Here is a 23,322-nt window from a genome sequence, read left to right as displayed (position 1 = left end):
CATGTAAAGCTTATTTTGCTTTGTCGTGAAAGTAGTTAGTCGCTTCAACAAAGCCCTCAATGGAGCCACAGTCAAAACGTCTTCCTTGGAATTTATACGCGATAACTTTACCTTGTTTTGCAAGCTCTAAAAGAGCATCGGTGATCTGAATTTCGCCACCTTTACCCGGTTTTGTATTTTCAATAACATCAAAAATATCGGGTGTTAAAATATAACGACCAATGATCGCTAGATTCGTTGGAGCGTCTTTTGGGTCTGGTTTTTCCACCATGTTTGAGACACGAAGTACGGACTCATTACCATCCACAATTTTTCCATCAATCACACCGTATTTATTTGTCTCTTCTTTTGGTACTTCTTCGATTGCAACCACACAACAGCGATACTTTTCATACACTTCAACCATCTGTTTAAGGACTGGATCTTCATCGTTATTGTCACATAAGTCATCCGCCAAAATAACCGCAAAAGGTTCGTCACCAATCAACGTTTTACCCGTAAGGATCGCATGACCCAAACCTTTCATCTCCACTTGTCTTGTATAACTGAAGGTACAATTATCAATAAGGTTACGAATTTCAGTAAGATAACTCTCTTTTGAGGTTCCTTTGATTTGATGCTCAAGTTCATAACTGACATCGAAGTGATCTTCAATGGCACGTTTACCACGACCTGTAACGATTGCCATCGTATCAATGCCAGCACTTACTGCTTCTTCAACTCCGTATTGGATCAATGGTTTGGTAAGAACGGGTAACATCTCTTTAGGCATCGCTTTGGTTGCTGGAAGAAAGCGCGTACCATACCCAGCGGCAGGGAAAAGGCATTTTTTAACAGATTTTAGACTATTGATTTTGCTATATTTTGAGATACTTGACACTGTATCGCTCCTGAAAATTTTAAGTGTGAAATTTTATCTTAATTTTGCTCTTTTTTCTATGAGTATCAAATCTAAACACTCAAAGTCATTTTTTTGTCATCGTTATTTTTTTTCATACCTTTATCATCTTAATGTGTTACCCTAATTCATTCATCTTAATTAGAGTCGAGGGACATAATGCTTCAACGCTACTTTTTTAAAATCAGTGCTATTTTTATTCTTTTTGGAATAGGCTTGTTTGGGATCACATGGTTTATTACTGAGCCTTTCATCATCGCTATCATTGCATTTGCTCTTTTTATGCTTGCAACGCTCACATTGTATAAAACTATCATTCAACCCTTTTCCCATGCCACAGAACTCCTTAGCGAGTTTGATGCTAGAGATAAAAATTTACGAGAAACGTATCAAAAAGAGTTTTTACATGTAACAGAACAAAACACTTTACTCAATTTTCTTTTTCCAAGAATCTATCGACTTGTTACACTCCTAACCTATTTGAGTGAAAACTACTCACAAAGTGCGGGTAGAAATTCCATTGCAACAGCACAGTTAATGTATTCAATTGACTCTATGTCTAAAAAGCTAGAAGAAAAAGCACACTCTATTGCAGAAATTTCAAGTTCGACTCAAAACATTTTTGAACAAGTCAATTTAGTAAGTTCAAATGCCCAAGAAGCATCATCATTTGCCAAGCTTTCTATGAAAGAGAGTCAACAAAGTATTGCAGAACTTAATGAGATTATCACGCGTATGAATACAATCAATGTTCAATCAGCAGATGCCTCTTCCAAAGTGAATGATCTTAAAGAAAAATCCATCACCATCCAAAATGTAACAACCGTCATTGACGATATAGCCGACCAAACCAATCTTTTAGCATTGAATGCTGCGATCGAAGCAGCACGTGCCGGTGAACACGGGCGTGGTTTTGCTGTTGTCGCCGACGAAGTACGCAATCTTGCAGAGCGCACTTCAAAATCAACCAGTGAAGTTACTCTTATTGTCAAACAAATTCAACAAGATACAAATGATGTCTATGCTAGTATTGAAACCTTGCGCCATGAGATAGAGCGTGCAACCCATACCGTTCAACATGTGGGCGATGAGATCAAGCTTTTTATCGGTAATGCCGAAAAAATAGAAAACCAAATTGACACCATTGCAAAGAGTGCTGATTATAACAGTGACCAACTACTGAGCATTAAAGAGGCTATCTCAAAAATCAGTGACCAACTCGAATCTGGCACAAAAGAGATGAAAGCTATTTCAGGACAAACGCAAGCAATTATCTCGGGAGCTGAAGAAGCCCATGAAAATCTCAGTGCTTTTGCGATGGATGAATACCATGAAAAAATGTATCAACTTTGTTTTAATGCAAAATCGCGCGTTGAAGCATTATTTGAGAATGCTATATCCAATGGAAAGCTAAGTATAGAAGCTGTTTTCGATACCAACTTCAAACCCATCGCCAATACAAATCCTCAAAAATATACTACGACTTATGATGCCTTCACAGATCAAACCTTTCCTCCTATTATAGATACGTTGATGAATGAAAATCCAAAAATGCTTTTTTATGCTGTTGCAATGCATAAATCAGGGTACATCTCAACGCACAACGCACGTGCGCCACTTACGGGTAATTATGAGAAGGATCTTTTTGGTAACCGTAGCAAACGTATCTTTACAGACAGTGGTGTTAGAGGTGCAAACCACGAAAAACGCGTACTTCTTCAAACCTACCGAAGAGAAAATGGCGATGTCATGCACGATATTTCGATCCCCATTTACGTTAAAGGCCGTCATTGGGGCGGATTTAGAATAGGATATAGACCCAAAAATTAATTGACTTCTTTTCAAATATGATTGTAGGAAGTGTAAATCTCCATACACTTCTTATATTCCCAAGTATAACTGCATCAAAAAACCCTCTATTTACTTAATATTAGCTTATTTTATAGTTTTAATATCATTATTTTCATTAAATTTAAAGTGTAGAAAAGTTACCAAAATAAAGTTAATAAAATTATTTTTGGCAACTTTATTGTATTTTAAGTTTTAAGTGCATATAATTCCGAAAACATAAAAAGGAGCCGTTATGATGAAGAAATTAAATGTTGTAAAAGCTGGAATAGCTATGACGCTTATCAATGCAGTTTTATGTGCGGTTGGCTTTGTATATCTTATCCAATCACAATCACTATAATAGAGTATTAACCCTAATTTGTCACTCACTTCGTGGTTTTGGAGCAATCTCCAAAACCACATCTTTTTAAACTATATTACTCGTCGTTTGCCCCTAGCATCTCGCGCATTTTGCGCTCCATACGTTTTTCAAACGCTTCATTTGAAGGTGAATCTTCACAGGAAAATTTCGCTTTTCCGTACAAAACACAACCTTTGTCACCTGGATCACACTCTTTTTTAATGATGTCACACATACCTTCCACATCATGAGGACAGGTCCAGCCACCTTGGTTCATACTTATTTCCTCTTTACATGTAATGTTTTACAAGCGTGCTAATACCACCCACAACAAACTGTACTGCAATAGCACCAACAATTAAGCCCATCAAACGACTCACAATCTTTTGTCCTGTAATACCGAGATAGTGCCGAATATAAATACTATTTTTAAAAGAGAGATAAACGCTTAGTGCAACAATAAGATAAGCGATAATGAGCGCAGCAACTGAAGTAATACCTTCACTATGTCCGCGTAAAATAATGATGGTTGCAAAAATACCTGGCCCAAAAGTAATAGGAATACCCAAAGGAATAACCGAAAACTCATCATTTTTGATCGCTTCCTCTCGTTCTTCTTCTGTTTGGTTTTTGGACTCCATAGAACCTTGAACCATTTTAATCGCTGTTAGTAATAGCACGATTCCGCCCATCACTTTGAGCGAATCAATTTCAATACCAAAAAGATTGAGCAAAAAATTACCCGTAAGTAAAACGACAAAGAAAGCGACAATAATGGTGACTGTAGCTTTCCAAGCAATTTGATTAATATGCTCTTTCGTTGTACTTTGCGGCAAGAGTGAGAGCATAATCGCACTCACTCCCAAAGGATCAACAATCGCCATCATTGTGATGGTATGTTGGAGTAATAAATTAAAAAATTCAGCCATTACGCATCAGTCTTTAAAACAGCACCACTGCTTGCGTTGGTGACTAGTTGGCGATATTGTTTCAACCAACTACCTTGAATGGTTTTCACTTTTGGTTTGAATGCAGCTTTACGGCGTGCCAATTCTTCTTCATCAATCAATGCTTCAATCGTATAGGCATCTACATCGATCTGTATGGTATCGCCATCTTGAACAAGACCGATAAGACCACCCTCAGCTGCCTCTGGACTCACATGCCCAATGCTAAGGCCTCTGGTTGCTCCAGAGAAGCGTCCATCGGTGATAAGTGCTACGTCGGCTCCAAGCCCCATACCCATGATTAAACTCGTAGGAGCAAGCATCTCTTGCATACCAGGACCTCCACGAGGACCTTCATAACGAATGACAACCACGTCGCCTTTTTTCACTTTTCCACCAACGATTCCAGCAAGTGCTTCTTGTTGAGAGTCAAAACAGACCGCTTTACCGATAAATTGACGACCACCCACAATACCAGCGGTTTTAATAACACAACCCTCAACTGCCAAGTTACCAAATAAAATAGCAAGACCGCCCACTTTAGAGTAAGGATTTTCAAGCGTATGAATGATTGCAGTATCTTTAATCTCAGCATTGGCAATGCGCTCACCAACGGTTTCACCTGTAACGGTTAAATTATCTAAAAATAAAATGCCATTATCACGTCTACTGACCTCTTTCATCACCGCACTCACACCGCCCGCACGGTTGATGTCTTCCATATGAACCGTTGAAAGAGAAGGGGCAATTTTGGCGATATGTGAAACGTTCTTACTGATCTCATTAATATCTTTGATTTCAAACTTAACGCCTGCTTCTTTAGCTATGGCTAACATATGAAGTACAGTGTTAGAACTGCCGCCCATTGCCATATCAACAGCAAAAGCATTGCGTACCGCTTTTTCATTAAGAATATTACGAAGCTTGAAACGATCATCGATGGCAATCTCACAAATACGTTTTGCCGCAGCGCGTAAAAGCACTTCACGCTCAGGTGTTAAAGCTGGGATCGTGCCGTTACCGGGGAGAGCGATGCCCATTGCTTCCATCAATGTATTCATACTATTGGCGGTAAACATACCCGAGCAACTACCACCACTTGGGCAAGCATTGCACTCAATGTCTTTAAGCTCGGCCTCGTTAATGTCGCCTTTTTCAAATTTACCAACTGCTTCAAATGCCGTCGTTAAATCAATCGGAGCTCCCTCTTTGGTATAGCCTTTTTTCATTGGTCCACCACTTACAAATACCGTTGGAACATTGACACGAAGCGCACCCATGATCATACCTGGAACGATCTTATCACAGTTAGGAATACAAATCATCGCATCCAACATATGTGCATTCATCATGGTCTCGATAGAGTTAGCAATCAACTCACGACTTGGAAGAGAGTAGAGCATACCATCATGCCCCATCGCAATACCATCATCGACACCAATGGTGTTGAACTCAAATGGCACACAGCCGTTCTTACGAATCTCATCTTTAATGATGACAGCGTACTCATGTAAGAAAAAGTGACCAGGAATAATATCAATATAAGAGTTTGCTACTCCAATGAATGGTTTGTTAAAATCTTCATCTTTTAGACCTGTTGCTCGAAACAAACTTCGGTGTGGCGCTCTGTTGTACCCTTTTTTGACTTGATCACTACGCATCAATTATTCCTTAAAAATTTTCTTAGATTATAGCAAAACCGCTCTAAAAAAGCTTACATGTAAAGAATTTTTCGCAAATGACTTTACATTGCGAAAAAAAACTGCTATACTCTCATCTCTTTTTTAGATGCGGGAATAGCTCAGTGGTAGAGCACGACCTTGCCAAGGTCGGGGTCGCGAGTTCGAACCTCGTTTCCCGCTCCATTTAGTTTAATCTTAAAAAGAAACGCGTTGCCCGGATGGCGAAACTGGTAGACGCAAGGGACTTAAAATCCCTCGCCCGTTTGGGTGTGCCGGTTCAAATCCGGCTCCGGGCACCACTTAGATATAGAGAAATACGGTGGCGATATAGCCAAGCGGTAAGGCATGGGCCTGCAAAGCCTTGATCCCCGGTTCAAATCCGGGTGTCGCCTCCACCTTTGTATTATGTATCATCTACAAATTTTCTGTCGGGAGATGGCAGAGCGGCTTAATGCGGCGGTCTTGAAAACCGTTGAGGGTAATACCTCCGGGGGTTCAAATCCCTCTCTCCCGGCCACTTCATATTAAAATCCCTAAATACAAACTTTATTTCACTACTTTTTTAAAGTAGCTAACGAGTAGCTACTTTAATCAAACTCAAACATTCACAATTTCCACTTTGATCGACTTAAACGCTGCTGTTAAAATGAGTTCATCACATCGATCACCAAAAAGATTATTGATTTTCGACTTGGCATGATGAAACGTACAGAAAAGTGTTTTAGGTTGTACTTTGTCGGTAAACTTTACGGTGAGTGGCGTACTTTGCCCAAATTCTGTTTTCAATATGACTTTTTCACTGGTAAAATCTTCTGCATCATCTTCATGCACTAATAAAATCGTTTCGTCATAACGTTTATTGAGTTTTTCACAGCGACTGGTTTGTGAAGCATTGTTATACTGTGCCAATGTTCTTCCCGTGGTGAGATGATACCCTGTGAGTCTTTTTTCACATATCTCTTGCACCATGCCTCGAAGTTGATAGGGGTGGTAGTGAAACTCACCGTAGCCATCTTCGGTTCGGAAGTCTAGTTGATGTAAAATCGGCGTATCTTCGGTGTGTACGGGCCATTGAAGCCCACGAACGCGGTGACGCTCTAGTCTATTGTAACTAGCTCCTGAAAAACGCCTGTACGCCACTTCTCGCACTTCATCCCAAATTTGCTTTGAATCTTCATACGCGTAGTTTCCACCCATTTTGTTATCGAGTAATTTGATGACTTCCCAATCATCGGGTAAGTCAGACTTTACAAGCGGTTGCGAGAGGTGAAGGCGACGCATCGCGTTTACGTAAACACCTGTTTTTTCATAAGCGGATTTCACGCCGATGACAATGTCTGCTTGGTTCGCGATTTCTGTCATAAAAAGTTCTTGCACCATGATAAATTCAACGTTATCCAGTGCGCGGTTCACTTTATTGCTGTTCGGGTGAACGTGGGTGAGATCTTCGCCCATATTGATCACCGCTTTGATGCGACCCTCTAGCATTTCATTGACAAGCTCAGGCGTCATCAGTCCGATCTCTTTAGGCGTTTGATAATCAGGGTCGTAGTAAGGCAACATGCCCATGTCACATGCACCTTGGACATTATTTTGTCCACGAAGTGGCATAAGACCTGCGCCTTGTTTCCCGATGTTTCCTGTCATCAGCGCTAAATGCGTGATCGCCATCACCGCATATGAGCCATCAATGTGCTCAGTTATACCAAGACCCCAGAAAATCATCGATCGTTTAAGTGCGTATTCACGCGCTACTTTAGGAATCAGTTTGCTAAGGCTTTCATAGCCTTCAATACTTTCGAAGTATTTGGGATTCGCATAAGGGTCATTTAAAATCTTCTCTTTAAACGCTTCAAAACCTTTGGTGCGATCTGCTAGAAAATGCTCATTGTAAAGCTCTTCGGTGATGATGACATATGCCAGCATATTTAAAACAAGCAGATTGGCTTCGTGAGGAATGATACCTTTGTATTTGGCAAAGCGGTGAAGGGTGATTTCTCGCACATCAAAAACGGCTAGATTATCATGTTTGCTTGCCATATCAACGATGCGGTTGGAGATAATGGGGTGCGCTTCGGTGGTGTTGGAGCCAAAAACGATCATAAACTCCGCATTGTAGATGTCATTGTAAGGATTGGTCGCCGCACCTTCACCGATGGTGGTACGCATGCCTTTCAGGCTTGGAGAGTGGCAAATGCGTGCGCAGTTATCGACATGCGGAGAGTTTAGGGTATGACGGGTGAACTTTTGAAGTAAGTATGAACTTTCACACGAGGTTCGCGCCCCTCCGATGGAGCAGACACTTTTACGTCCGTACTTTGCTTGAATCTCTTGAAGTTTCATAGCCGCCGCCGTGGTGGCTGCATCCAAAGTCGTTTCAACCCACGTCTCATCCAACTCGTTTACATGTAAAGCTATCGCTTCGTAAATTGCAGGGTTTTGCGCCAAAAAACTTTTGCGAATACGCGGAATTCTCAGACGATCTGGGGCATCCACAAACTCAAAGCCGTATTTGCCTTTGACGCACAGGTTTCCCTCTGAAACTACGCCTTCAGGATGGGCAAAAATGCTTTTAATTTTATTGTCTTTGACATTCGCAGCGATGTCGCATCCCACACCACAATAGGTACAAACACTGTCTATGACTTCAACGTGTTCCATGTTTTATTCACCTTTGGTATAGAAAAAATCTCCATGAACGGACTCATTTTTGATCTTTTTAATCGCACTTGCTTTGAGTGCATCGTAACGTGTTGCATCTATTTTTTGCTCACTCATCAGCGTCTCTTTGTCTTTGCCAAGTGCTTCAGCATTTAAAACTTCGCACTCTTTTTTGGTCAATCTTTTTTTGAGAAGCAGTGCCAATTCTTCATCGCTTTTGGTGAGTGTCCGCTTGTCACCCATCACCATTAAAATGATTTTTCTAGCTTCTAATTCTTGTAATTTCATGTTGTCCTCTTTAAGTAATTACGCGTATTATAGCCTAACGAAACTTTTGCTATACTCCATTTAGGAGAGTCCTTTACAAAACTCTACACACGTTTTCAAAGCAAGCTTTGAAAACTACGTTAACACTGGGTTTTGTTCGGCACAAGGCCCGCGCACCTTTGGTGCTTAATTTATTGATTAAAAGGTAGAACATGATCATTTATATTCACGGATTTGGCTCTAGTGGCGAGGCAAGTAAAGCAAAATTACTTCGTACTTATTGCCAAGAAAACAAGATTCGCTTCATTGCACCATCCTTGCCTACGATTCCTGATCTTGCCATTAAAACGCTTAGTGAACTCATCGAATCTTATCAGGACAATGAGCCAGTTTATCTTATGGGTTCATCGCTTGGTGGCTACTATTCACTGTATCTCAGCGATAAGTACAATCTCAAAGCCGTGCTCATAAATCCAGCGGTGAATGCACCTGAAACACTTCAAAGAGCACTTGGTCATGGTGTGAATTACTATGACAATAGCGCATATGAATGGAATGAGTCTCATCTTGAAATGCTTGAAAGCTATGAGATAGAAGAGCCTAATCTTGAAAATATTTTACTTCTTTTGCAAAAAGGTGATGAGGTCTTAGACTACGAAGAAGCACTCGACTTTTTAGAAGGTGCGAAGATGGTTGTAGAAGAGGGTGGCAATCACAGCTTTGAAGGGCTGGATCGCCATTTTACAACTATTCAGCGTTTTTTCGGCGTCGCTTTAAAATTGTAATATTATTGAGCATTTTAACGGCAAAAAGCGTTAAAATCGTTCCAATGATGATGAAGAAATCTACTTTTTCATCTAAGAAAAGAGCGCTCAGTCCAATCGCTGAAAACGGCACCAAAAAGACGAACGAGCTCACCTCGGCTGCACCTAATTTTTCAATTCCTAAGAAATAGATCGTATTGGAAAAGGTGGAAGCAGCCAAGGAAATCAACAGCGTATTAATCCAAAAGATACCATCAAGTGACGAAAAGGGTATTGCACTCACATCCACAAATAAAATCCAGTCAAGTGCAACAGTGACAATGTACATGTAAAACGTAAAGACAATCGGTGAAATTTTCGTTGACTTAGAGCTAATAATCGTCAAAATTGCCCATAAAATAGCTGCAAGAAAAAAGTAAAGATTTTGAATCACCAGTATGTGCGCTAGATCAAATGTCCAAATATGCAGCATCGTCAAAACGCCAATAGCACCCAAACCAAGAGCAAACAGATCTTTTGAACTCACCTTTTTAACACCCATCAATGCTAGTAAAACAAACGTTAAAATGGGGATCATCGTCGTTACCATCGCACCACCCAAAGAGGCCGTACCAAACTTGGTTCCAAGGTAATAATATTTATTGTAAAAGATCAATGCAAGCGCTACGAGTACCACCAAACCGAAGCTTTTGAGATCAATTTTGAATGAGTGCTTGAGCCACACAATGATCGGAACCATCGTAATAGCGGTAATGCCAAAACGCAAAAAGATCATCTCGTAAGCACTGACATAATGTCCTAAAACTTTCACATTGACCCACGAACCACCCCATGCGACCATTGCGAGAAAGAGTAAAAAGAAAAAAAGATTTTTATTGACCATGGTAACTCCTTGGCGCGAATTTTACTCTTTTTGATATTATTTATATAGAATAAAATTGCTTTTTTGAAGCAGTGTCTTTGGCGAATAGCCATAAATTTTGCGAAAGCTGCGGATAAAATGTGACTGGTCACTAAAACCTGCATGAAGCCCTGCAAGCGAAAGCGATTCACCCTCCAATACAAGCTCTTTTGCCTTATGAATACGCTCTGCAATGATGTATTGATGTGGCGTCAAGCCCGTGTGGCTTTTAAAAAGTCTTAGAAAATGGTACTTGCTCACCATCGCCGCCTTTGAAAGTGCGTCCAGTGAAATCTCGGTATCTAAATATTCATGGATATACTCAACCACCATCGACATGGTATTTTTTGCTTTACATGTAAAAGGGTAGGGTGTCGCTGAACGCGTGTAGTTGGCTATCAGGTGCGAGAGGGCATCGATAAGTTTTGACTCGCAGGGCAGTGTTTCTTCATGCTCATAGACACTGCGAAAAAAAGAGACCAAAAGCCTATATAATGCCTCATCTTGGATAATATGCTGTTCAAAAATCGGCATCTTTTTTTCACCATACATTTGCTCATACAAACTGCTTAAAAGTTCAACGCTAGGGTAAAAATTGGTGTATTGCCATGCATGTGAATCACCACAATGCACTTCGCCAGGGTTAATTACGCGCGTGGAGTATTGGTAAGCGAGGGTTGCTTTATGTTCGTGAATAGACTTGAACATACCATCATGCGTGAGTCCAATGGTGTAGGTGTCATGAAAATGGTTGGTAAATTGACCATTGGAGTTGGTGATGTTCTCAAAAATAGTATCGTTTAAAAGTGCAGATTTCATGGTTTTAGTATAACGCAACTTTGTCAATAAAAATAGTACAAAATTGCGCTTTTAATAGCGTGTAAACTTAACCGCTTGAGCTTTGCCCTCGATGCCACTCCAGCGATTGTACGAAACGCCCACTTTGGTATAGCGAACATAAATAAGTGCATCTGCACCTTTTTTCGCTGCTTCTTCTTTGAGTTTTGCTTCAGCGTCAGATTGTTTTGGATCATCACCCCATGGGTTGAGTTTCGTGACACTCACATTTACTTCACCAAGGCTGGTATAAGGGCGGTCGGTAATATCTAAATCATACATCAAAATGGTGCTAGGAAGTGCTATTTTGACTTCAGTTACAACAGGGGAAGGTGTGGCAGGTGCTTTTTGACTCCAAAAATTATAATTGAAACTCATGCTACAGCCTGAAAAAAGACCTATACACATCGCCATTACTATCCACTGTTTCATCCATTGCTCCTTAAAAATCATACGATAGTCTAGCAAAACTGTGTTAATGTTTTACATGTAAACTTTTGATCTTCCATAAAATAACCATTCGAACTAAAAAAATACCACTCAGCACACCATAACATAAACTAATTCCAAGGATAAACCAAGGCTCATAAACGATTTCTAATTCTCTAGCAAGAGCTACGCCTACGGCAAATTTTAGCCAAAAAATGACCATCATCAAAGCTAACCATAACCAACTTCCTTTAATGGCAAACGCTTTGTGTTCTTCCATAAAAACAGCATTGTAAAAAGCCCGTATGCGAATTCCAAGCGCCATAACAATTATCATGCCCAAACTCCATGCAACAACTCCAATGCTCATACCAAAAGCAGAAACAACACTATAGATGGAGAAAAGAACCATAATGAGAGGAAGTATCAATGCCCTAGCGTAGGGGACAATGCGATCACGGCTCTGCGTCCAGCCCAACCCTAGTAATGCTAAAAACAGCACATAGACCCATACAGGTGTTCGCTCCAAAATTGCCATGAGCATAAAGACTCCTTTTTTGTATAACCTATCAGCCATTTTATCATATAATAAACCTCCACCAAGGAGGCACCATGCAAAACGTGATCCTAGATATTGCTAAAAATGCCATCAAAGATGGCTTTAGTCACACTGATACGCTTGATAAAAAAGCTCTACTGGAACTCTATCCCGAATTTGCCAAACCCAAAGCAACGTTTGTAACCCTCACATTAGACCGTCAACTTCGCGGATGTATCGGCTCACTCATCGCTCATCGACCCTTATTAGACGACCTCATTTACAACGCAAAAGCCGCCGCCTTTGATGATCCACGCTTTTATCCACTGAATCCTGAAGAGTTTTCACGCATCCACATCGAAGTCTCACTTCTAAGTGAACCTGAGCTTATCACGTATGAAAATAGCGACGATCTTAAAAGCAAAGTCACGGTAGGCGAAGATGGTATCATCCTTCAAAAAGGGAGCCGTAAAGCAACGTTTTTACCCCAAGTTTGGGAGCAACTGCCCACCTTTGAGCTTTTCTTTTCACATCTCTGCCAAAAGGCCGGACTCGAATCTGAGTGTTTGGAAAGTCATCCTGACATCTGGCGTTACAAAGTCCAAAAGGTGAAATAATGAACTACTTTAAAGCAGAAGGATCGCGTCTCGTTTGTCTTCTCTGTGCACACTACTGTCATCTCAAAGAGGGGCAAGCAGGGATTTGTGGTGTGAATAAAAACGTTGATGGCGTCATCAAAAATCTAGTCTATGGCTACCCCGTGGCAATGCACGTTGACCCTGTGGAAAAAAAACCACTCTACCACTTTTTGCCCGACACCAGAGCCTTTTCGCTCGGAACGATTGGCTGCAATTTCAAATGTCCGTTTTGTCAAAATTGGAGTATTTCGCAAGAAAAAACATTACATGTAAAAGAATTTTTCTCTCCTTTGCAAATCGTCGAAATGGCACTCAAATACGAATGTGCCTCCATCGCGTACACCTACAATGAACCTACCATTTTTTACCCTTATGCCAAAGACATAGCCCTTTTAGCCCATGAAAAAGGTATCAAAAACATCTTCGTCACCAACGGTTTTGAATCCTCTGAAGTCATTGACGATATGATTGGCATCATCGATGCAGCGAATGTTGATCTCAAATCCTTCAACCACGACTACTACAAAAAAGAGCTCGGTGGTGGGCTTGAAGCCATTTTGGAAAACCTCAAACACTTTAAACGTAATGGCATCTGGATCGAGGTAACGACACTCATCGTTCCTACCAAAAATGACTCAGATGTTGAGTTAAATGCCATCGCTTCCTTTATCGCAAAAGAGCTGGGAGCGCAAACACCGTGGCATATTAGCGCCTTTCATCCTGATTACCACGAGCAAGGGCTTCCAGCGACCTCGATCGAAACACTAAAGCGTGCTGAATCCATAGGTCAAAGCGCAGGGCTAAAACACATTTACATTGGCAATGTCGGACTTGAAAACCCAACGAGGTGCGTTACATGTAATGCTATTTTGATAGAACGAAAACGCTTTGAAGTGATGGAAAACCATCTGGAAGAAGGATGCTGTCCAAAATGCAAAACCAAACTCGCAGGAGTTTTTGATGAATAAATATCGTAAGTCTGCCGTTGCAGGGATGTTTTACCCTGATATGTGCAGTGAGATTAAACATTACATTGCCCATTTTGATAAAGAGATGCCAGAGTTGAAGCTCGATGTGATACCCCGAGCACTCATCGTACCGCATGCAGGCTACATTTACAGTGGTTACACCGCCAATCTTGCCTACCACTACACGGCTTTAAAACGCTCTGACATTGAACGTGTCGTTGTCATTGGTCCTAGCCATCGTATCTATGTTTCCGGCGCTTCTGTAGCCCTTTTTGAAGCGTATCATACACCCTGTGGCGAACTGGAAATAGACTTACGCTATAGCCATGATCTTCAAAAAAAGTTTCCATGTATAGACTTTCATCCTTCCGCACACGAAGAGCATTCGACGGAAGTGCAGATGCCTTTTATTCACCACTACTTTAAACACGCTAAGATTGTCGAAATCGTCTATGGCGACATCATGCATGATGAACTCTCATCCGTGATAGACGAAGTGCTTAAAGATGAAAAAACTCTTCTTGTCATCAGCACCGATCTCAGCCATTTTCACACAGAAGAAGAAGCCAATAAACTCGACAATCACTGCATAGAAGCCATTAAAAACCGTGATCTCCATGCACTGACACATGGTTGCGAAGCATGCGGTATGACAGGCGTTACAGCCATGGTACAAAGTGCGCTTCATTACGATTTAAGTGCACACTTTTTAGACTATAGAACCAGTTTTTCACGTACTAAAGATGACAGTCGGGTTGTCGGGTACACTTCGTTTGTGATTGGTTAAAATATATGCGCTAGTTTTTTGAGTTAATTTTTTTGGAAAAATGCGTGTGCTATACTCTCTCATCCATCACAAAGGTCATGCATGCAACCATCCAAAGACTATTTTTCTGAAAAATCAAAAGTGTATGAAAAAGAGCCCGCACGTGTTGACAATGTCACCAACATCGCCGATGCGATTTTAGAGAAACTCACCTACACTAAAACAACAACGCATCTGATGGATTTTGGCTCAGGAACAGGGCTTTTGACCACCCAAATTGCTCCACATGTCAAAAAAATCACTACCGTTGATGTTTCACCTTCGATGAATGAACAACTTCGATCCAAGAAAAACTCTCTTCCTTGCGAACTTACGATGTTAGAGCTTGACCTTTCATCTGCTGAACTTGATGAAACATTTGATGGTATCATCTCCTCAATGACCATTCATCACGTTGAGGACACACTAGCACTTTTTCAAAAATTTCACCGTTTACTCAACAGTGGAGGAAGCATTGCACTCGCAGATTTAGACAAAGAAGATGGAACCTTTCATAGCGAAGATATGGGCGTTTTTCACTTTGGTTTTGACCAAGAAGAGTTTGCCACACTTGCAAAAAAAGCAGGCTTTGAAGATGTGAATATTGAAATTGTCAGTGTGGCTAAAAAGCCTTACGGGGACTACCCCATCTTTTTATTGACAGGGCGTAAAGCTTAAATAACTACGCGATAGGCACGTAAATTTCGGTACGCAAATTCTCAGGTTTCGTGCGCCTTGGATCACGGTTGAGATACTTCTCAAAAAGAGGCTTATCGCGTAGTTTAACGCCACTTTGCACCATCCACTGACCTATCTCATCATAAGTAGATTTGAGATTTTCATACGCACCTTTATGCAAGAACACCGCAAACTTTCCACCCTCCATCACCTTACGAAAAACCTCACCTTTTGGTTCAATACTCGCATCATCACAGCTAATGCACGCATCGTAGCGAAGTAGGTCTGGTTCTATAAGGTTCGGATTGTCATGCCCGATGCCAAAGTGCATCGTCTCTTTGTCCATAATTTTTTTATGAAACTTCATCTTCTGCTCATACGCAAAAGGCATCAACAGATTCCACGCTTCACACGCTGAGGTCGCATACAAACCCGTTTTTCGCACATACAAAACCGTTATCGGCTCAACATTAACCACTTTTGGCGCTACCATCACAACTCCTTGTTTCGCTTTGAGTTGATCCGAAAAAGCCCTCGGACTCATCCCAAAATGTTTTTTAAACGCTTTGGTAAAAGAGGCATTGGTTTCGTAGCCACTATCAAGGGCAATTTGAGTGATTTTCGGCTCAATTTTAAGCTTCCACGTCGTTCCTTGAAGCCTGATGCGACGTATGTAATCTCCAATGTTCTCACCGCTCACTGCCTTAAAAATCCTATGAAAATGATACTTCGAAAACCCCGCCACTTTGGCTAACTCTTCAAGACTCAGCTCCTGCGCATAGTTGGCTTCAACGTAAAAGATGACCTTATACACACTGTGAATATAGTCCTCTTTGGTTATCTCTTTCATATCCCCTCTTTAAAACGTTTATGTGAAAGTGTAGAGTAATGGCGAAGTTAAAACTACTCCATGGTTGCTAAGTTTGAAAATGTATAGAGTTTTCCATTTTGAGGAGTAATCTCTTGTTTTCCATAAAATCCACGATTTTGTAAGGCTTTAATGATGGTTTTCATCACAAAGCCATGCGTTATAATACACATATCTTTGGTTAAATCACATGTTTCTAAAAATTGATTTATTCGGTAAACAGTATCAATTCTATTTTCACCTTCAGATATATTAAAATACCACTGTATTCTAGTAACAACTAACCAAAGCCATTTAGGAAGAGTCAAAGAAGTTTTAATAAACACTTTTGCATCAACTTCTCTCACTAAATCACTTATTTGGTACCTACAGTGAATAAAATCTGCCGTTTTTAGTGCTCTTGTGTGAGATGAGACATAAACCATTTCTACTTGAGGAAAATCCACTTGTGTATAATCAAGATCAAAAGTATCATAATCTTTGACCCATTGTTCAAATTGGACACTATTCATCCACGTTTTTGATGTGTCTTTCACTTTAAAATGCCGCATCAGGTAAATCATATAAGGTTACCGTTTCCCCTCAATATGCTCTATCAACTCTTCAATGACATCACTATAATCCTGCGCATTACCACTCGCTTTTGCCGCAAGTATAGCGCCTTCAACCGTTGAGGTAATGAAGAGTGCCAATTTCGTCGTATCGCATAGTTTCATCTCTTTAACCTCAATCGCTTTGTCTAAAATGGCTTTGATCTTGGCGCGAAAAGCTCCATAAATTGATTTCATCAAAGTATTAAAATCTTCATCAATGTTGGACATCTCTTGAACGATATTGGCGATAGGACATCCACGTTTAAAGTCTCGCACGGAAGTGTCACGTAATCGTGTGTAAAATTCTTCAAGAAAGCCACTGGTATAAGTTTCGACATAGCGGTATTTTTCAGCGTTTTTTTGCAGTATCGTCTCTTCGATAGAGGCGAGTGCCATCTCTTTTTTATTGGCAAAGAAGTGGTACATAGAACCTTTATGTACGCCTGCTTTGGCTAAAATATCGACAAGTGATGCACCTTGATAGCCGTGCGAAAAGATCTCGTCAAATGCTGCATGAATAAGCTTATCGCGTGTGGTTTCCATCTCTTTTTCCTTTATTGATTGGTTTGATTATAGCATAATTCTATCCAACTTGACTAAACGGTCAAGTTTTGTTAAAATGCCACTTGACCAAACAGTCAAGGAGGTTTTATGAAACGAGCTCTTATCGTTGTGGATGTTCAAAATGAGTATTTTGATGGGGGCGCTTTGCCTATTAGCTACCCGCCCCATAGTTTTGAGAAAATCAAAGTGGCTATTGCTGAAGCTCAAAAAGAGGGCGTTCTCACTGTCTTTGTGCAACATACCAGTCTCAAAGAAAATGCCGGAGCATTTGTTCGAGGAAGCCATCTGTGGGAATTGCACGATGAGATTAAGAACATAAAACCTGATCTTATCATCGAAAAGAATCATGCGAGTTCATTCATAGGAACTGACCTAAACTGGAGACTGAGAAATCTTGGTGTCGATACTGTTACTATCATAGGGTACATGACCCAAAATTGTTGCGATGCTACAGCAAGGGACGCTTCACAACTTGGATTTAACGTCGAGTTTTTAAGCGATGCAAATGGTACATTGGCTTTTTCTAATGAAGCAGGTGAGGTAAGTGCCGAAGAATTACACCGAGCTTTTTTAGTGGCTCAGGCATTTGGATTTAGTCGCGTTTTAACGCTTAATGAATGGATACCATTACTTTCAAAGGAAAAATCATGCCATTAATCAATACCATCAAACCAGAAAACGCCACCGGTGAGCTTGCAGAGCTTTATGGAAAAATAGAAGCGATGCGTGGACGTGTGAGTAACTCAGCGCAGATTTTTAGTGCAAGTCCTGAGCTCATCAAACAGCAAATGAGTTTCATCGAATACTACATGGTCAAACAAAAAAGCCTTTCAATGCCTTTGCTTGCCTCTATTCGTATGCTCATTTCCGATAAAAACAGCTGTAGCTATTGTGTCGATTATAACGCTTCTATTCTTATCAATATGATGGGATGGACCCCAAAAGATGTTGAAGCAATGCGTGCCAATCCTAATGATACTAAGTTAGATGCAAAAGAAAAAGCGATGCTTCTGTTTGTTCTCAAAGCGGTACGCACACCTCATGATGTAAACGCTTCAGATGTACAAGCCTTGCGTGATCTTGGTTATGAGGATGGTGACATTTTAGATGCTACAAACCACGGCGCACGCATGTCTGCCATCGATATCATCTTTGATGCATTTAAAATCGAGAAAGATTTTTAGTCACTCGTGCCTTAAAAGTAACAACCAAATTAAGGTATAATTGGACTAATTCTTTTAAGGCACGATTTTTTATGATTAATAACGAAATTTTTTACCTCTTCGCCATCATTTCTGTTGGCTACATCTTAGGCAATATTAAAGTCAGAGGCTTTTCACTGGATGTAACGGCTATGCTTATCGTAGCACTCATTGCTGGACATTATGGCATGGTTATCTCTGATGCATTTCAATACTTTGGACTCGCTATTTTTATCTATGCTGTTGGTCTTCAATCAGGTCCTGGTTTCTTTGATACCATCAAACATGAAGGTCTTAAGCTCAATCTCATAGCAACAGCCCTTTTACTTCTGCTTTTTGTCATCATCTTTGGATTTGGCTACTTTTTTGATATGCCAAAAACTATCATCGATGGAATTTTTACAGGAGCACTTACCAGCGTTCCAGCACTCGCAGCGGCCCTAGAGATTAAACATACACCAACCACTTCCGTCATCTTTGGTCTTGTATACCCTTTTGGCATTGTAGCAACCGTCCTTTTTATACGCGTACTACCTGTACTTTTTCGTGTCGATTTGCAAAAAGAAGTGGAAGAGTATGAATCAAGCCAAAAAGTACGTTTTCCTGACATTCATACCCGAAATTTTCGCATTACTAATGAAAACTTCAGAAACACCGAAATCAAAAAATCAAAAATAGAGAGTATGACCTCTACCGTCATAGAGCGTATGACTTCTGATGGGCATGTTGACCATACCACCGAAGATGTTTCTCTCAGTTATGGCGATGTTATCAGAGTCGCAGGAACCGATGAGCAACTGGCTAACCTTAGCATTGTTTTAGGCCAAGAGATCGGTGAAGAACATGAATTTCAAGACAATATGGCAGTCTTACGACTTCTGACAACTTCGAAAGAAATTGTCGGTAAAAAAATCGGTATGATAAAAGAACTCAAGTCACTCCGTGCTGTCATTACCAAAGTACGACGTGCGGGTATCGACATTCCTGCATATCCTGATTTGACGTTACGCCTTGGTGATAAACTCTATGTAGTCGCACCTGAAACATACACTGAAAAAGTGACCAAACTCATCGGTAATGACCTTTTAAAATACCCAGCGGCAGACTTTTTACCTATATCATTAGGTGTTGTTTTTGGTATCTTGCTAGGAAGTATTCCTTTTTATATTCCCGGTGTCGGCGACATCAAACTAAGCTTTGTCGGTGGTATTTTGATTACCGCGTTAGTCCTTGGACGTTTAGGACGTGTTGGACCCATCGTATGGAACCTTTCACCGCATTCGACCACGCTTTTAAAGACCCTTGGCCAACTCATCTTTATAGCAACCCTTGGAACCAATGCAGGTAAATACCTTGTCGAGTCATTGGAAAACAATGGTGTCTTACCCATTGTACTCGCGCTTGGTGCGCTCATCGTTTCGTTGGGAATTATTACCTTTACATGTAGAAAAATTTTGAAGATGAATTTCTTAGATATTCTGGGTTTGCTCTCAGGAGCTATGACCTCGACACCTTCATTAACCATGGCAAATAACATGACCAAAACGGATTACCCTTCCATCGCGTATGCTGCGGTTTACCCACTTGGTTTGGTACTGGTCATCGTTCTAGCCCAACTGGGTATGAAGATAATGTAACATGCAGATGAACATCCTGACGCACAATCACTGGCTTAACAGTTATGTGCTCAATAAGGAGTTCAGTATGAAAGCAAACATCTCTTCCAATGCGTACCGTTACTGGAAAAGTGTCGAAGCTGCAAAATTTGATGATGCACGCGTCGTTTTCTTACGCAAAGACAGCATCATTCCCAAGTACAAAGAGATCATTAAACAATGCACTGACCTCACAGGCATGGTACAGTCTCAAGCCTTTTGTAAATATACAGGTCTAGCCCCTTCGCACCTCATAGAGCACAATAACTCTTGCATCTACAAAGTCTTGGACATCATTGATGTATGCGATGTCAAATTGGTCAATCTCAAGAAGTTTTACGATGATTTGAAGCTAGACTACAACTACCACATCTACATCGAAAAATGTAAGTATTTTGGGCCTTCCCCTTTTGAGAAAAAGATTAGTCTTTCCAACGATATTTGTGTAGGCTACTATTAATTTTTTGATATCCATTCCTAAAATGTAACGCAAAAGTCACTCTTATTGGTTATACTTCATTGTATTTAAACCAAAGGAGAAAACATGTTTGGCGGACGACGTATAGCAGAATTAGAAACTGAAAATCAGGCACTTCAAAACGAACTTCAAAAAATAAAAGATGAAGTCACACGACTTGAACAATCAAAGCAACAAACCTTGGAAGAACATAATACTTCAGAACCTATCAATCAAACAAAAGATGAACTTTTAACAATCCTTCTTGGAAGCTATGAAGATGGTATGAACTTTCTCCAAAACACCATCGAAGAGAGTTTGACGATGCTCAATGAGATCAACACACTCAACAATGCTTCGCTCACAGGCGGAGAAAATATCGAAGTACAAACGAAAGACATTGCTCAGTCTCTCGAAAAAGTGCAAGAACTCACACAAAAATTCACCCATGATGTTGAAAACCTCTCAAGCAGTGTTTCAGCTATCAGCGACATTATCAATCTTATCAAAGATATTTCAGACCAAACCAATCTTCTTGCACTCAATGCCGCCATCGAAGCAGCTCGAGCAGGAGAACATGGGCGAGGCTTTGCTGTTGTTGCAGATGAGGTGAGAAAACTAGCCGAGCGTACTCAAAAAGCAACATTGGAAGTCGAGTCCAACATTAGCATTCTCAAACAAAATACAAACTCCATGGCCGATACCAGTGAGACATTCCAAAGTGAGTCACGTGCCTCTATGAAAATCTTAAAAGAGTTTAATGGAGAAATTATAACGATGCTTGCAAATTCACAAAACATCACCAACAAATGTGACAATGTCACCAATGAAATTTCTGTCAGTAACGGTAAAATAGACCATATTTTACTCAAACTCCAAGGATACAATGCCGCTCTTTCACAGAAAAAAGTTGATATTTTAGCGCATACTTCATGCCGCTTTGGTAAATGGTTTGGAAGCATCAGCACTAAACTTAATACGACAATCGTTCAAGAGGTAAACAACCATCATATTAGCGTTCACGATGGTTTGAAAAAAGCCATTGAAGCATTTGCTATACGTGCAGACTCGAAAGAGGGTATTGAAACATTTCGTGCTGTTGAAAAATCGAGTAAAATTGGTTTTGAAAAGTTGATTGAAGCATTCAAAAACATTCGTAACGCATAATACTTCAAACGTAAAATTAATGGCATCGACTCAATGGATGCCATTAATCCCCAAATAAGCACAAAATCGTTATACTTCCAATCCTATCAAAAATGGGCAGATGGGAGAGTGGTTTAATCCAGTCGCCTGGAACGCGGCCGTGGGGCAACTCACCGGGGGTTCGAATCCCCCTCTGCCCGCCATTTTCTTAACTTTTTTCCTGCGTTTTACTGCATCTCGCTTCTAAGTTTTCCATAATTTTTACATGCTATTGAGAGATTTTGCTCACACGCTTTTTTGAAAAGTTCAAGTGCTGTTTGTTTACTTTGCATGACACCTTGGCCATCGCGGTACATAACACCTAGATTGTAACAACTTTTTTCATAGCCTTCATCGCATGTTTTTTGGAAAAGTTCAGCTGCTTTGATAAAATCTTTTTGTACGCCTTGACCTTTATAAAACAGAAGACCAAGATTATAACATCCTCTGGTATGTCCTGTGTCACATGTTTTGGTATACAACACAAATGCTTTTATGGAGTCTTGTTTCACCCCTTCGCCTTTGTCGTACATCATACCAAGATTATAACAAGCATCTGAAAAACCACCATCACATGACTTGGTAAAAAGTGTAACGGCTTTTTGATCATCTTTATACACACCAAGCCCTGTATCGTACATATTGGCAAGGTTATAACACGCTTCAGCATTACCGCTCTCACATGAGCTTTGAAAAGACGAAACGGCACTACCATAGTCACTTCTCTCATACGCAGACAATCCATCCATAAGATCATCCGCGTACGATAATTGTACACTGAGTGTTAGAATACATAAGAGATATAAACTTTTTTTCATCATAAATTCCTTTTTAGGTTTTCGTAGTACAAAGAATTATTTATACTTACCGTTGTAGGAAATTTCATTGAACAACAACTCTTCAATCAATTCAGGAAACAATCTCATGGTTAAAAAAAGTGCAACATTTTTAGCGATGGAAAGAGGGTTGTTGGCATTTGAAATAGAATCTGCTAAAAACTCCTGATCTGCTTTGCTAAAACGCTTAATTGAGTAGATAAAATCTTTGACATTCTCTTTTGCACTAGGATCCAAAGAGCTTATTTTATAATCAGCCTGTAATTTTTCAAAATTCCATACGGTTGTTCCAAACAAAGTCCCAATACTTTTATTGGCAAGGAACTCTTCAAAAGCCACTTTGACATCAAAATCAATGATAAGGCTAGGCTTTTCTTCTCCAATAAAATAGATATGCTCCTTCGCAATCACTCCACCGTAAATATTTTTCCCTTTAAACGAGTGCGCTATAAAAACAACTTTTTTGTTAATACGCTCTGATACACGATCACCGCTTTGCATCTTTTTCCATGAAATTTCTTGATAAGATTTAGGATCATTGATGCTCTTTAAAACTTCATTTTTGATAGCATTTTTGAGCCCAACATCAATGTTTTGAGTCTCTAGTTCATGGGCTATTTTTTTCTCTTCATCCTTGCTTGTACAACCACTGAGGATGAATAAAGCCATCACGAACATCATCATATTTCGTAGCATAACATCACTCCTTTTTTTCAGGTATAGCTTCATTGATAGACTCATTGTATAACGGTGAAACT

The 23,322-nt window shown here is 40.2% G+C and carries 26 protein-coding genes and 5 tRNA genes; 16 read left to right on the top strand and 15 right to left on the bottom strand.

Features of this window, described 5'->3' with window-relative positions; translation table 11 throughout:
- Positions 1-10 precede the first annotated feature (10 nt).
- The gene (gene galU, locus SAR02S_RS00350; protein WP_084218416.1) at positions 11-880 is read right to left on the bottom strand and encodes a UTP--glucose-1-phosphate uridylyltransferase GalU; all 870 of its coding nucleotides are present in this window, start codon (positions 878-880) and stop codon (positions 11-13) included.
- A 177-nt stretch (positions 881-1,057) separates the two neighbouring features.
- On the opposite strand from galU, the gene SAR02S_RS13520 reads away from it, so the two are divergent.
- On the top strand, positions 1,058-2,728 hold the full coding sequence (locus SAR02S_RS13520; protein ID WP_041955843.1) for a methyl-accepting chemotaxis protein: 1,671 nt from the start codon (positions 1,058-1,060) through the stop codon (positions 2,726-2,728).
- 437 nt (positions 2,729-3,165) lie between these two features.
- Here SAR02S_RS13520 and SAR02S_RS00340 read toward each other — a convergent pair whose 3' ends face one another.
- Genes SAR02S_RS00340 through ilvD form a run of 3 tightly spaced genes read right to left on the bottom strand, consistent with a single transcriptional unit; the run spans position 3,166 to position 5,697 of the window.
- Positions 3,166-3,366, bottom strand: coding sequence for a hypothetical protein (locus SAR02S_RS00340; protein ID WP_041955840.1), 201 nt, complete (start codon positions 3,364-3,366; stop codon positions 3,166-3,168).
- A 13-nt stretch (positions 3,367-3,379) separates the two neighbouring features.
- Positions 3,380-4,018, bottom strand: a complete 639-nt coding sequence (locus SAR02S_RS00335; protein WP_041955837.1) for a MarC family protein — start codon at positions 4,016-4,018, stop codon at positions 3,380-3,382.
- On the bottom strand, positions 4,018-5,697 hold the full coding sequence (ilvD, locus tag SAR02S_RS00330; RefSeq protein ID WP_041955835.1) for a dihydroxy-acid dehydratase: 1,680 nt from the start codon (positions 5,695-5,697) through the stop codon (positions 4,018-4,020). The genes SAR02S_RS00335 and ilvD overlap by 1 nt, the downstream gene beginning before the upstream one ends.
- Positions 5,698-5,826: 129 nt before the next feature.
- On the opposite strand from ilvD, the gene SAR02S_RS00325 reads away from it, so the two are divergent.
- The 4 genes from SAR02S_RS00325 to SAR02S_RS00310 all read left to right on the top strand — a co-directional run bounded on the left by SAR02S_RS00325 (position 5,827) and on the right by SAR02S_RS00310 (position 6,235).
- Positions 5,827-5,901 (top strand) — tRNA-Gly (locus tag SAR02S_RS00325).
- Between the two features lie 29 nt (positions 5,902-5,930).
- Positions 5,931-6,017: transfer RNA gene (locus tag SAR02S_RS00320), tRNA-Leu, on the top strand.
- Between the two features lie 22 nt (positions 6,018-6,039).
- Positions 6,040-6,113: transfer RNA gene (locus SAR02S_RS00315), tRNA-Cys, on the top strand.
- 34 nt (positions 6,114-6,147) lie between these two features.
- A tRNA-Ser gene (locus SAR02S_RS00310) sits at positions 6,148-6,235 on the top strand.
- Between the two features lie 80 nt (positions 6,236-6,315).
- Here the strand turns inward: SAR02S_RS00310 and SAR02S_RS00305 are convergent.
- Both SAR02S_RS00305 and SAR02S_RS00300 read right to left on the bottom strand, forming a co-directional pair.
- Positions 6,316-8,379 (bottom strand): molybdopterin oxidoreductase family protein, encoded by a 2,064-nt coding sequence (locus SAR02S_RS00305; protein ID WP_041955831.1) that lies wholly within the window; start codon positions 8,377-8,379, stop codon positions 6,316-6,318.
- Positions 8,380-8,382: 3 nt separating this feature from the next.
- A complete protein-coding gene (locus tag SAR02S_RS00300) occupies positions 8,383-8,667 on the bottom strand; it encodes a hypothetical protein (protein ID WP_041955827.1) in 285 nt (94 codons plus the stop codon).
- Between the two features lie 191 nt (positions 8,668-8,858).
- On the opposite strand from SAR02S_RS00300, the gene SAR02S_RS00295 reads away from it, so the two are divergent.
- Positions 8,859-9,431: a YqiA/YcfP family alpha/beta fold hydrolase gene (locus SAR02S_RS00295; protein WP_041955825.1), complete on the top strand. Its 573-nt coding sequence runs from the start codon at positions 8,859-8,861 to the stop codon at positions 9,429-9,431.
- Here SAR02S_RS00295 and SAR02S_RS00290 read toward each other — a convergent pair.
- From SAR02S_RS00290 to SAR02S_RS00275, 4 genes are read right to left on the bottom strand one after another with little or no spacing between them, the layout of a single operon-like run.
- Positions 9,394-10,293, bottom strand: coding sequence for a DMT family transporter (locus SAR02S_RS00290; RefSeq protein ID WP_041955823.1), 900 nt, complete (start codon positions 10,291-10,293; stop codon positions 9,394-9,396). The two genes, SAR02S_RS00295 and SAR02S_RS00290, sit on opposite strands and share 38 nt — an antisense overlap.
- Positions 10,294-10,329: 36 nt before the next feature.
- On the bottom strand, positions 10,330-11,130 hold the full coding sequence (locus SAR02S_RS00285) for an AraC family transcriptional regulator (RefSeq protein WP_041955821.1): 801 nt from the start codon (positions 11,128-11,130) through the stop codon (positions 10,330-10,332).
- A gap of 51 nt (positions 11,131-11,181) precedes the next feature.
- Entirely contained in the window at positions 11,182-11,580 is a 399-nt protein-coding gene (locus SAR02S_RS00280; protein ID WP_041955819.1) for a hypothetical protein, read from the bottom strand.
- 43 nt (positions 11,581-11,623) lie between these two features.
- A complete protein-coding gene (locus tag SAR02S_RS00275) occupies positions 11,624-12,121 on the bottom strand; it encodes a DUF6622 family protein (protein ID WP_041955817.1) in 498 nt (165 codons plus the stop codon).
- 68 nt (positions 12,122-12,189) lie between these two features.
- On the opposite strand from SAR02S_RS00275, the gene amrA reads away from it, so the two are divergent.
- The 4 genes from amrA (at position 12,190) to SAR02S_RS00255 (ending at position 15,204) form a co-directional block, all read left to right on the top strand.
- Positions 12,190-12,732: an AmmeMemoRadiSam system protein A gene (gene amrA, locus SAR02S_RS00270; RefSeq protein ID WP_041955814.1), complete on the top strand. Its 543-nt coding sequence runs from the start codon at positions 12,190-12,192 to the stop codon at positions 12,730-12,732.
- Positions 12,732-13,721 carry an AmmeMemoRadiSam system radical SAM enzyme gene (gene amrS, locus SAR02S_RS00265; protein ID WP_041955811.1) on the top strand — a complete coding sequence of 330 codons (990 nt, stop codon included), beginning with the start codon at positions 12,732-12,734 and terminating at the stop codon, positions 13,719-13,721. Before amrA ends, amrS begins: the two co-directional genes overlap by 1 nt.
- Entirely contained in the window at positions 13,714-14,508 is a 795-nt protein-coding gene (gene amrB / locus SAR02S_RS00260) for an AmmeMemoRadiSam system protein B (RefSeq protein ID WP_041955807.1), read from the top strand. The genes amrS and amrB overlap by 8 nt, the downstream gene beginning before the upstream one ends.
- 81 nt (positions 14,509-14,589) lie before the next feature.
- Positions 14,590-15,204 carry a class I SAM-dependent DNA methyltransferase gene (locus SAR02S_RS00255; protein ID WP_041955804.1) on the top strand — a complete coding sequence of 205 codons (615 nt, stop codon included), beginning with the start codon at positions 14,590-14,592 and terminating at the stop codon, positions 15,202-15,204.
- A gap of 4 nt (positions 15,205-15,208) precedes the next feature.
- Here the strand turns inward: SAR02S_RS00255 and SAR02S_RS00250 are convergent, their stop codons facing one another.
- From SAR02S_RS00250 to SAR02S_RS00240, 3 genes are read right to left on the bottom strand one after another with little or no spacing between them, the layout of a single operon-like run.
- Positions 15,209-16,054 carry an AraC family transcriptional regulator gene (locus SAR02S_RS00250; RefSeq protein WP_041955803.1) on the bottom strand — a complete coding sequence of 282 codons (846 nt, stop codon included), beginning with the start codon at positions 16,052-16,054 and terminating at the stop codon, positions 15,209-15,211.
- Positions 16,055-16,107: 53 nt separating this feature from the next.
- Positions 16,108-16,584: a histidine phosphatase family protein gene (locus tag SAR02S_RS00245; protein ID WP_198133055.1), complete on the bottom strand. Its 477-nt coding sequence runs from the start codon at positions 16,582-16,584 to the stop codon at positions 16,108-16,110.
- A gap of 57 nt (positions 16,585-16,641) precedes the next feature.
- Entirely contained in the window at positions 16,642-17,208 is a 567-nt protein-coding gene (locus SAR02S_RS00240; protein ID WP_041955798.1) for a TetR/AcrR family transcriptional regulator, read from the bottom strand.
- A 108-nt stretch (positions 17,209-17,316) separates the two neighbouring features.
- Between SAR02S_RS00240 and SAR02S_RS00235 the strand changes: the two genes are divergently transcribed.
- From SAR02S_RS00235 to SAR02S_RS00210, 6 genes are all read left to right on the top strand, one after another.
- Positions 17,317-17,886 carry a cysteine hydrolase family protein gene (locus SAR02S_RS00235; RefSeq protein ID WP_041955796.1) on the top strand — a complete coding sequence of 190 codons (570 nt, stop codon included), beginning with the start codon at positions 17,317-17,319 and terminating at the stop codon, positions 17,884-17,886.
- A complete protein-coding gene (locus SAR02S_RS00230; protein WP_041955793.1) occupies positions 17,877-18,413 on the top strand; it encodes a carboxymuconolactone decarboxylase family protein in 537 nt (178 codons plus the stop codon). The genes SAR02S_RS00235 and SAR02S_RS00230 overlap by 10 nt, the downstream gene beginning before the upstream one ends.
- A 71-nt stretch (positions 18,414-18,484) precedes the next feature.
- The gene (locus tag SAR02S_RS00225) at positions 18,485-20,068 is read left to right on the top strand and encodes an aspartate:alanine exchanger family transporter (protein WP_041955791.1); all 1,584 of its coding nucleotides are present in this window, start codon (positions 18,485-18,487) and stop codon (positions 20,066-20,068) included.
- Between the two features lies 1 nt (position 20,069).
- Entirely contained in the window at positions 20,070-20,546 is a 477-nt protein-coding gene (gene cheQ / locus SAR02S_RS00220; RefSeq protein ID WP_041955789.1) for a cheVAW transcriptional regulator CheQ, read from the top strand.
- A gap of 84 nt (positions 20,547-20,630) precedes the next feature.
- Positions 20,631-21,710, top strand: coding sequence for a methyl-accepting chemotaxis protein (locus SAR02S_RS00215; protein WP_041955787.1), 1,080 nt, complete (start codon positions 20,631-20,633; stop codon positions 21,708-21,710).
- 94 nt (positions 21,711-21,804) lie between these two features.
- Positions 21,805-21,892 (top strand) — tRNA-Ser (locus SAR02S_RS00210).
- A 24-nt stretch (positions 21,893-21,916) separates the two neighbouring features.
- Here the strand turns inward: SAR02S_RS00210 and SAR02S_RS00205 are convergent.
- Both SAR02S_RS00205 and SAR02S_RS00200 read right to left on the bottom strand, forming a co-directional pair.
- Positions 21,917-22,546, bottom strand: coding sequence for a tetratricopeptide repeat protein (locus SAR02S_RS00205; protein WP_041955785.1), 630 nt, complete (start codon positions 22,544-22,546; stop codon positions 21,917-21,919).
- Positions 22,547-22,582: 36 nt separating this feature from the next.
- On the bottom strand, positions 22,583-23,260 hold the full coding sequence (locus SAR02S_RS00200; protein ID WP_052433487.1) for a hypothetical protein: 678 nt from the start codon (positions 23,258-23,260) through the stop codon (positions 22,583-22,585).
- Positions 23,261-23,322: the final 62 nt, after the last annotated feature.

The sequence above is a fragment of the Sulfurospirillum arsenophilum NBRC 109478 genome (assembly GCF_000813345.1).
In the GTDB taxonomy this organism is placed as follows: Bacteria; Campylobacterota; Campylobacteria; order Campylobacterales; family Sulfurospirillaceae; genus Sulfurospirillum; species Sulfurospirillum arsenophilum.
Note: the sequence above shows the minus strand (reverse complement) of the source record. Positions and strands in the feature narration are given on the sequence as shown.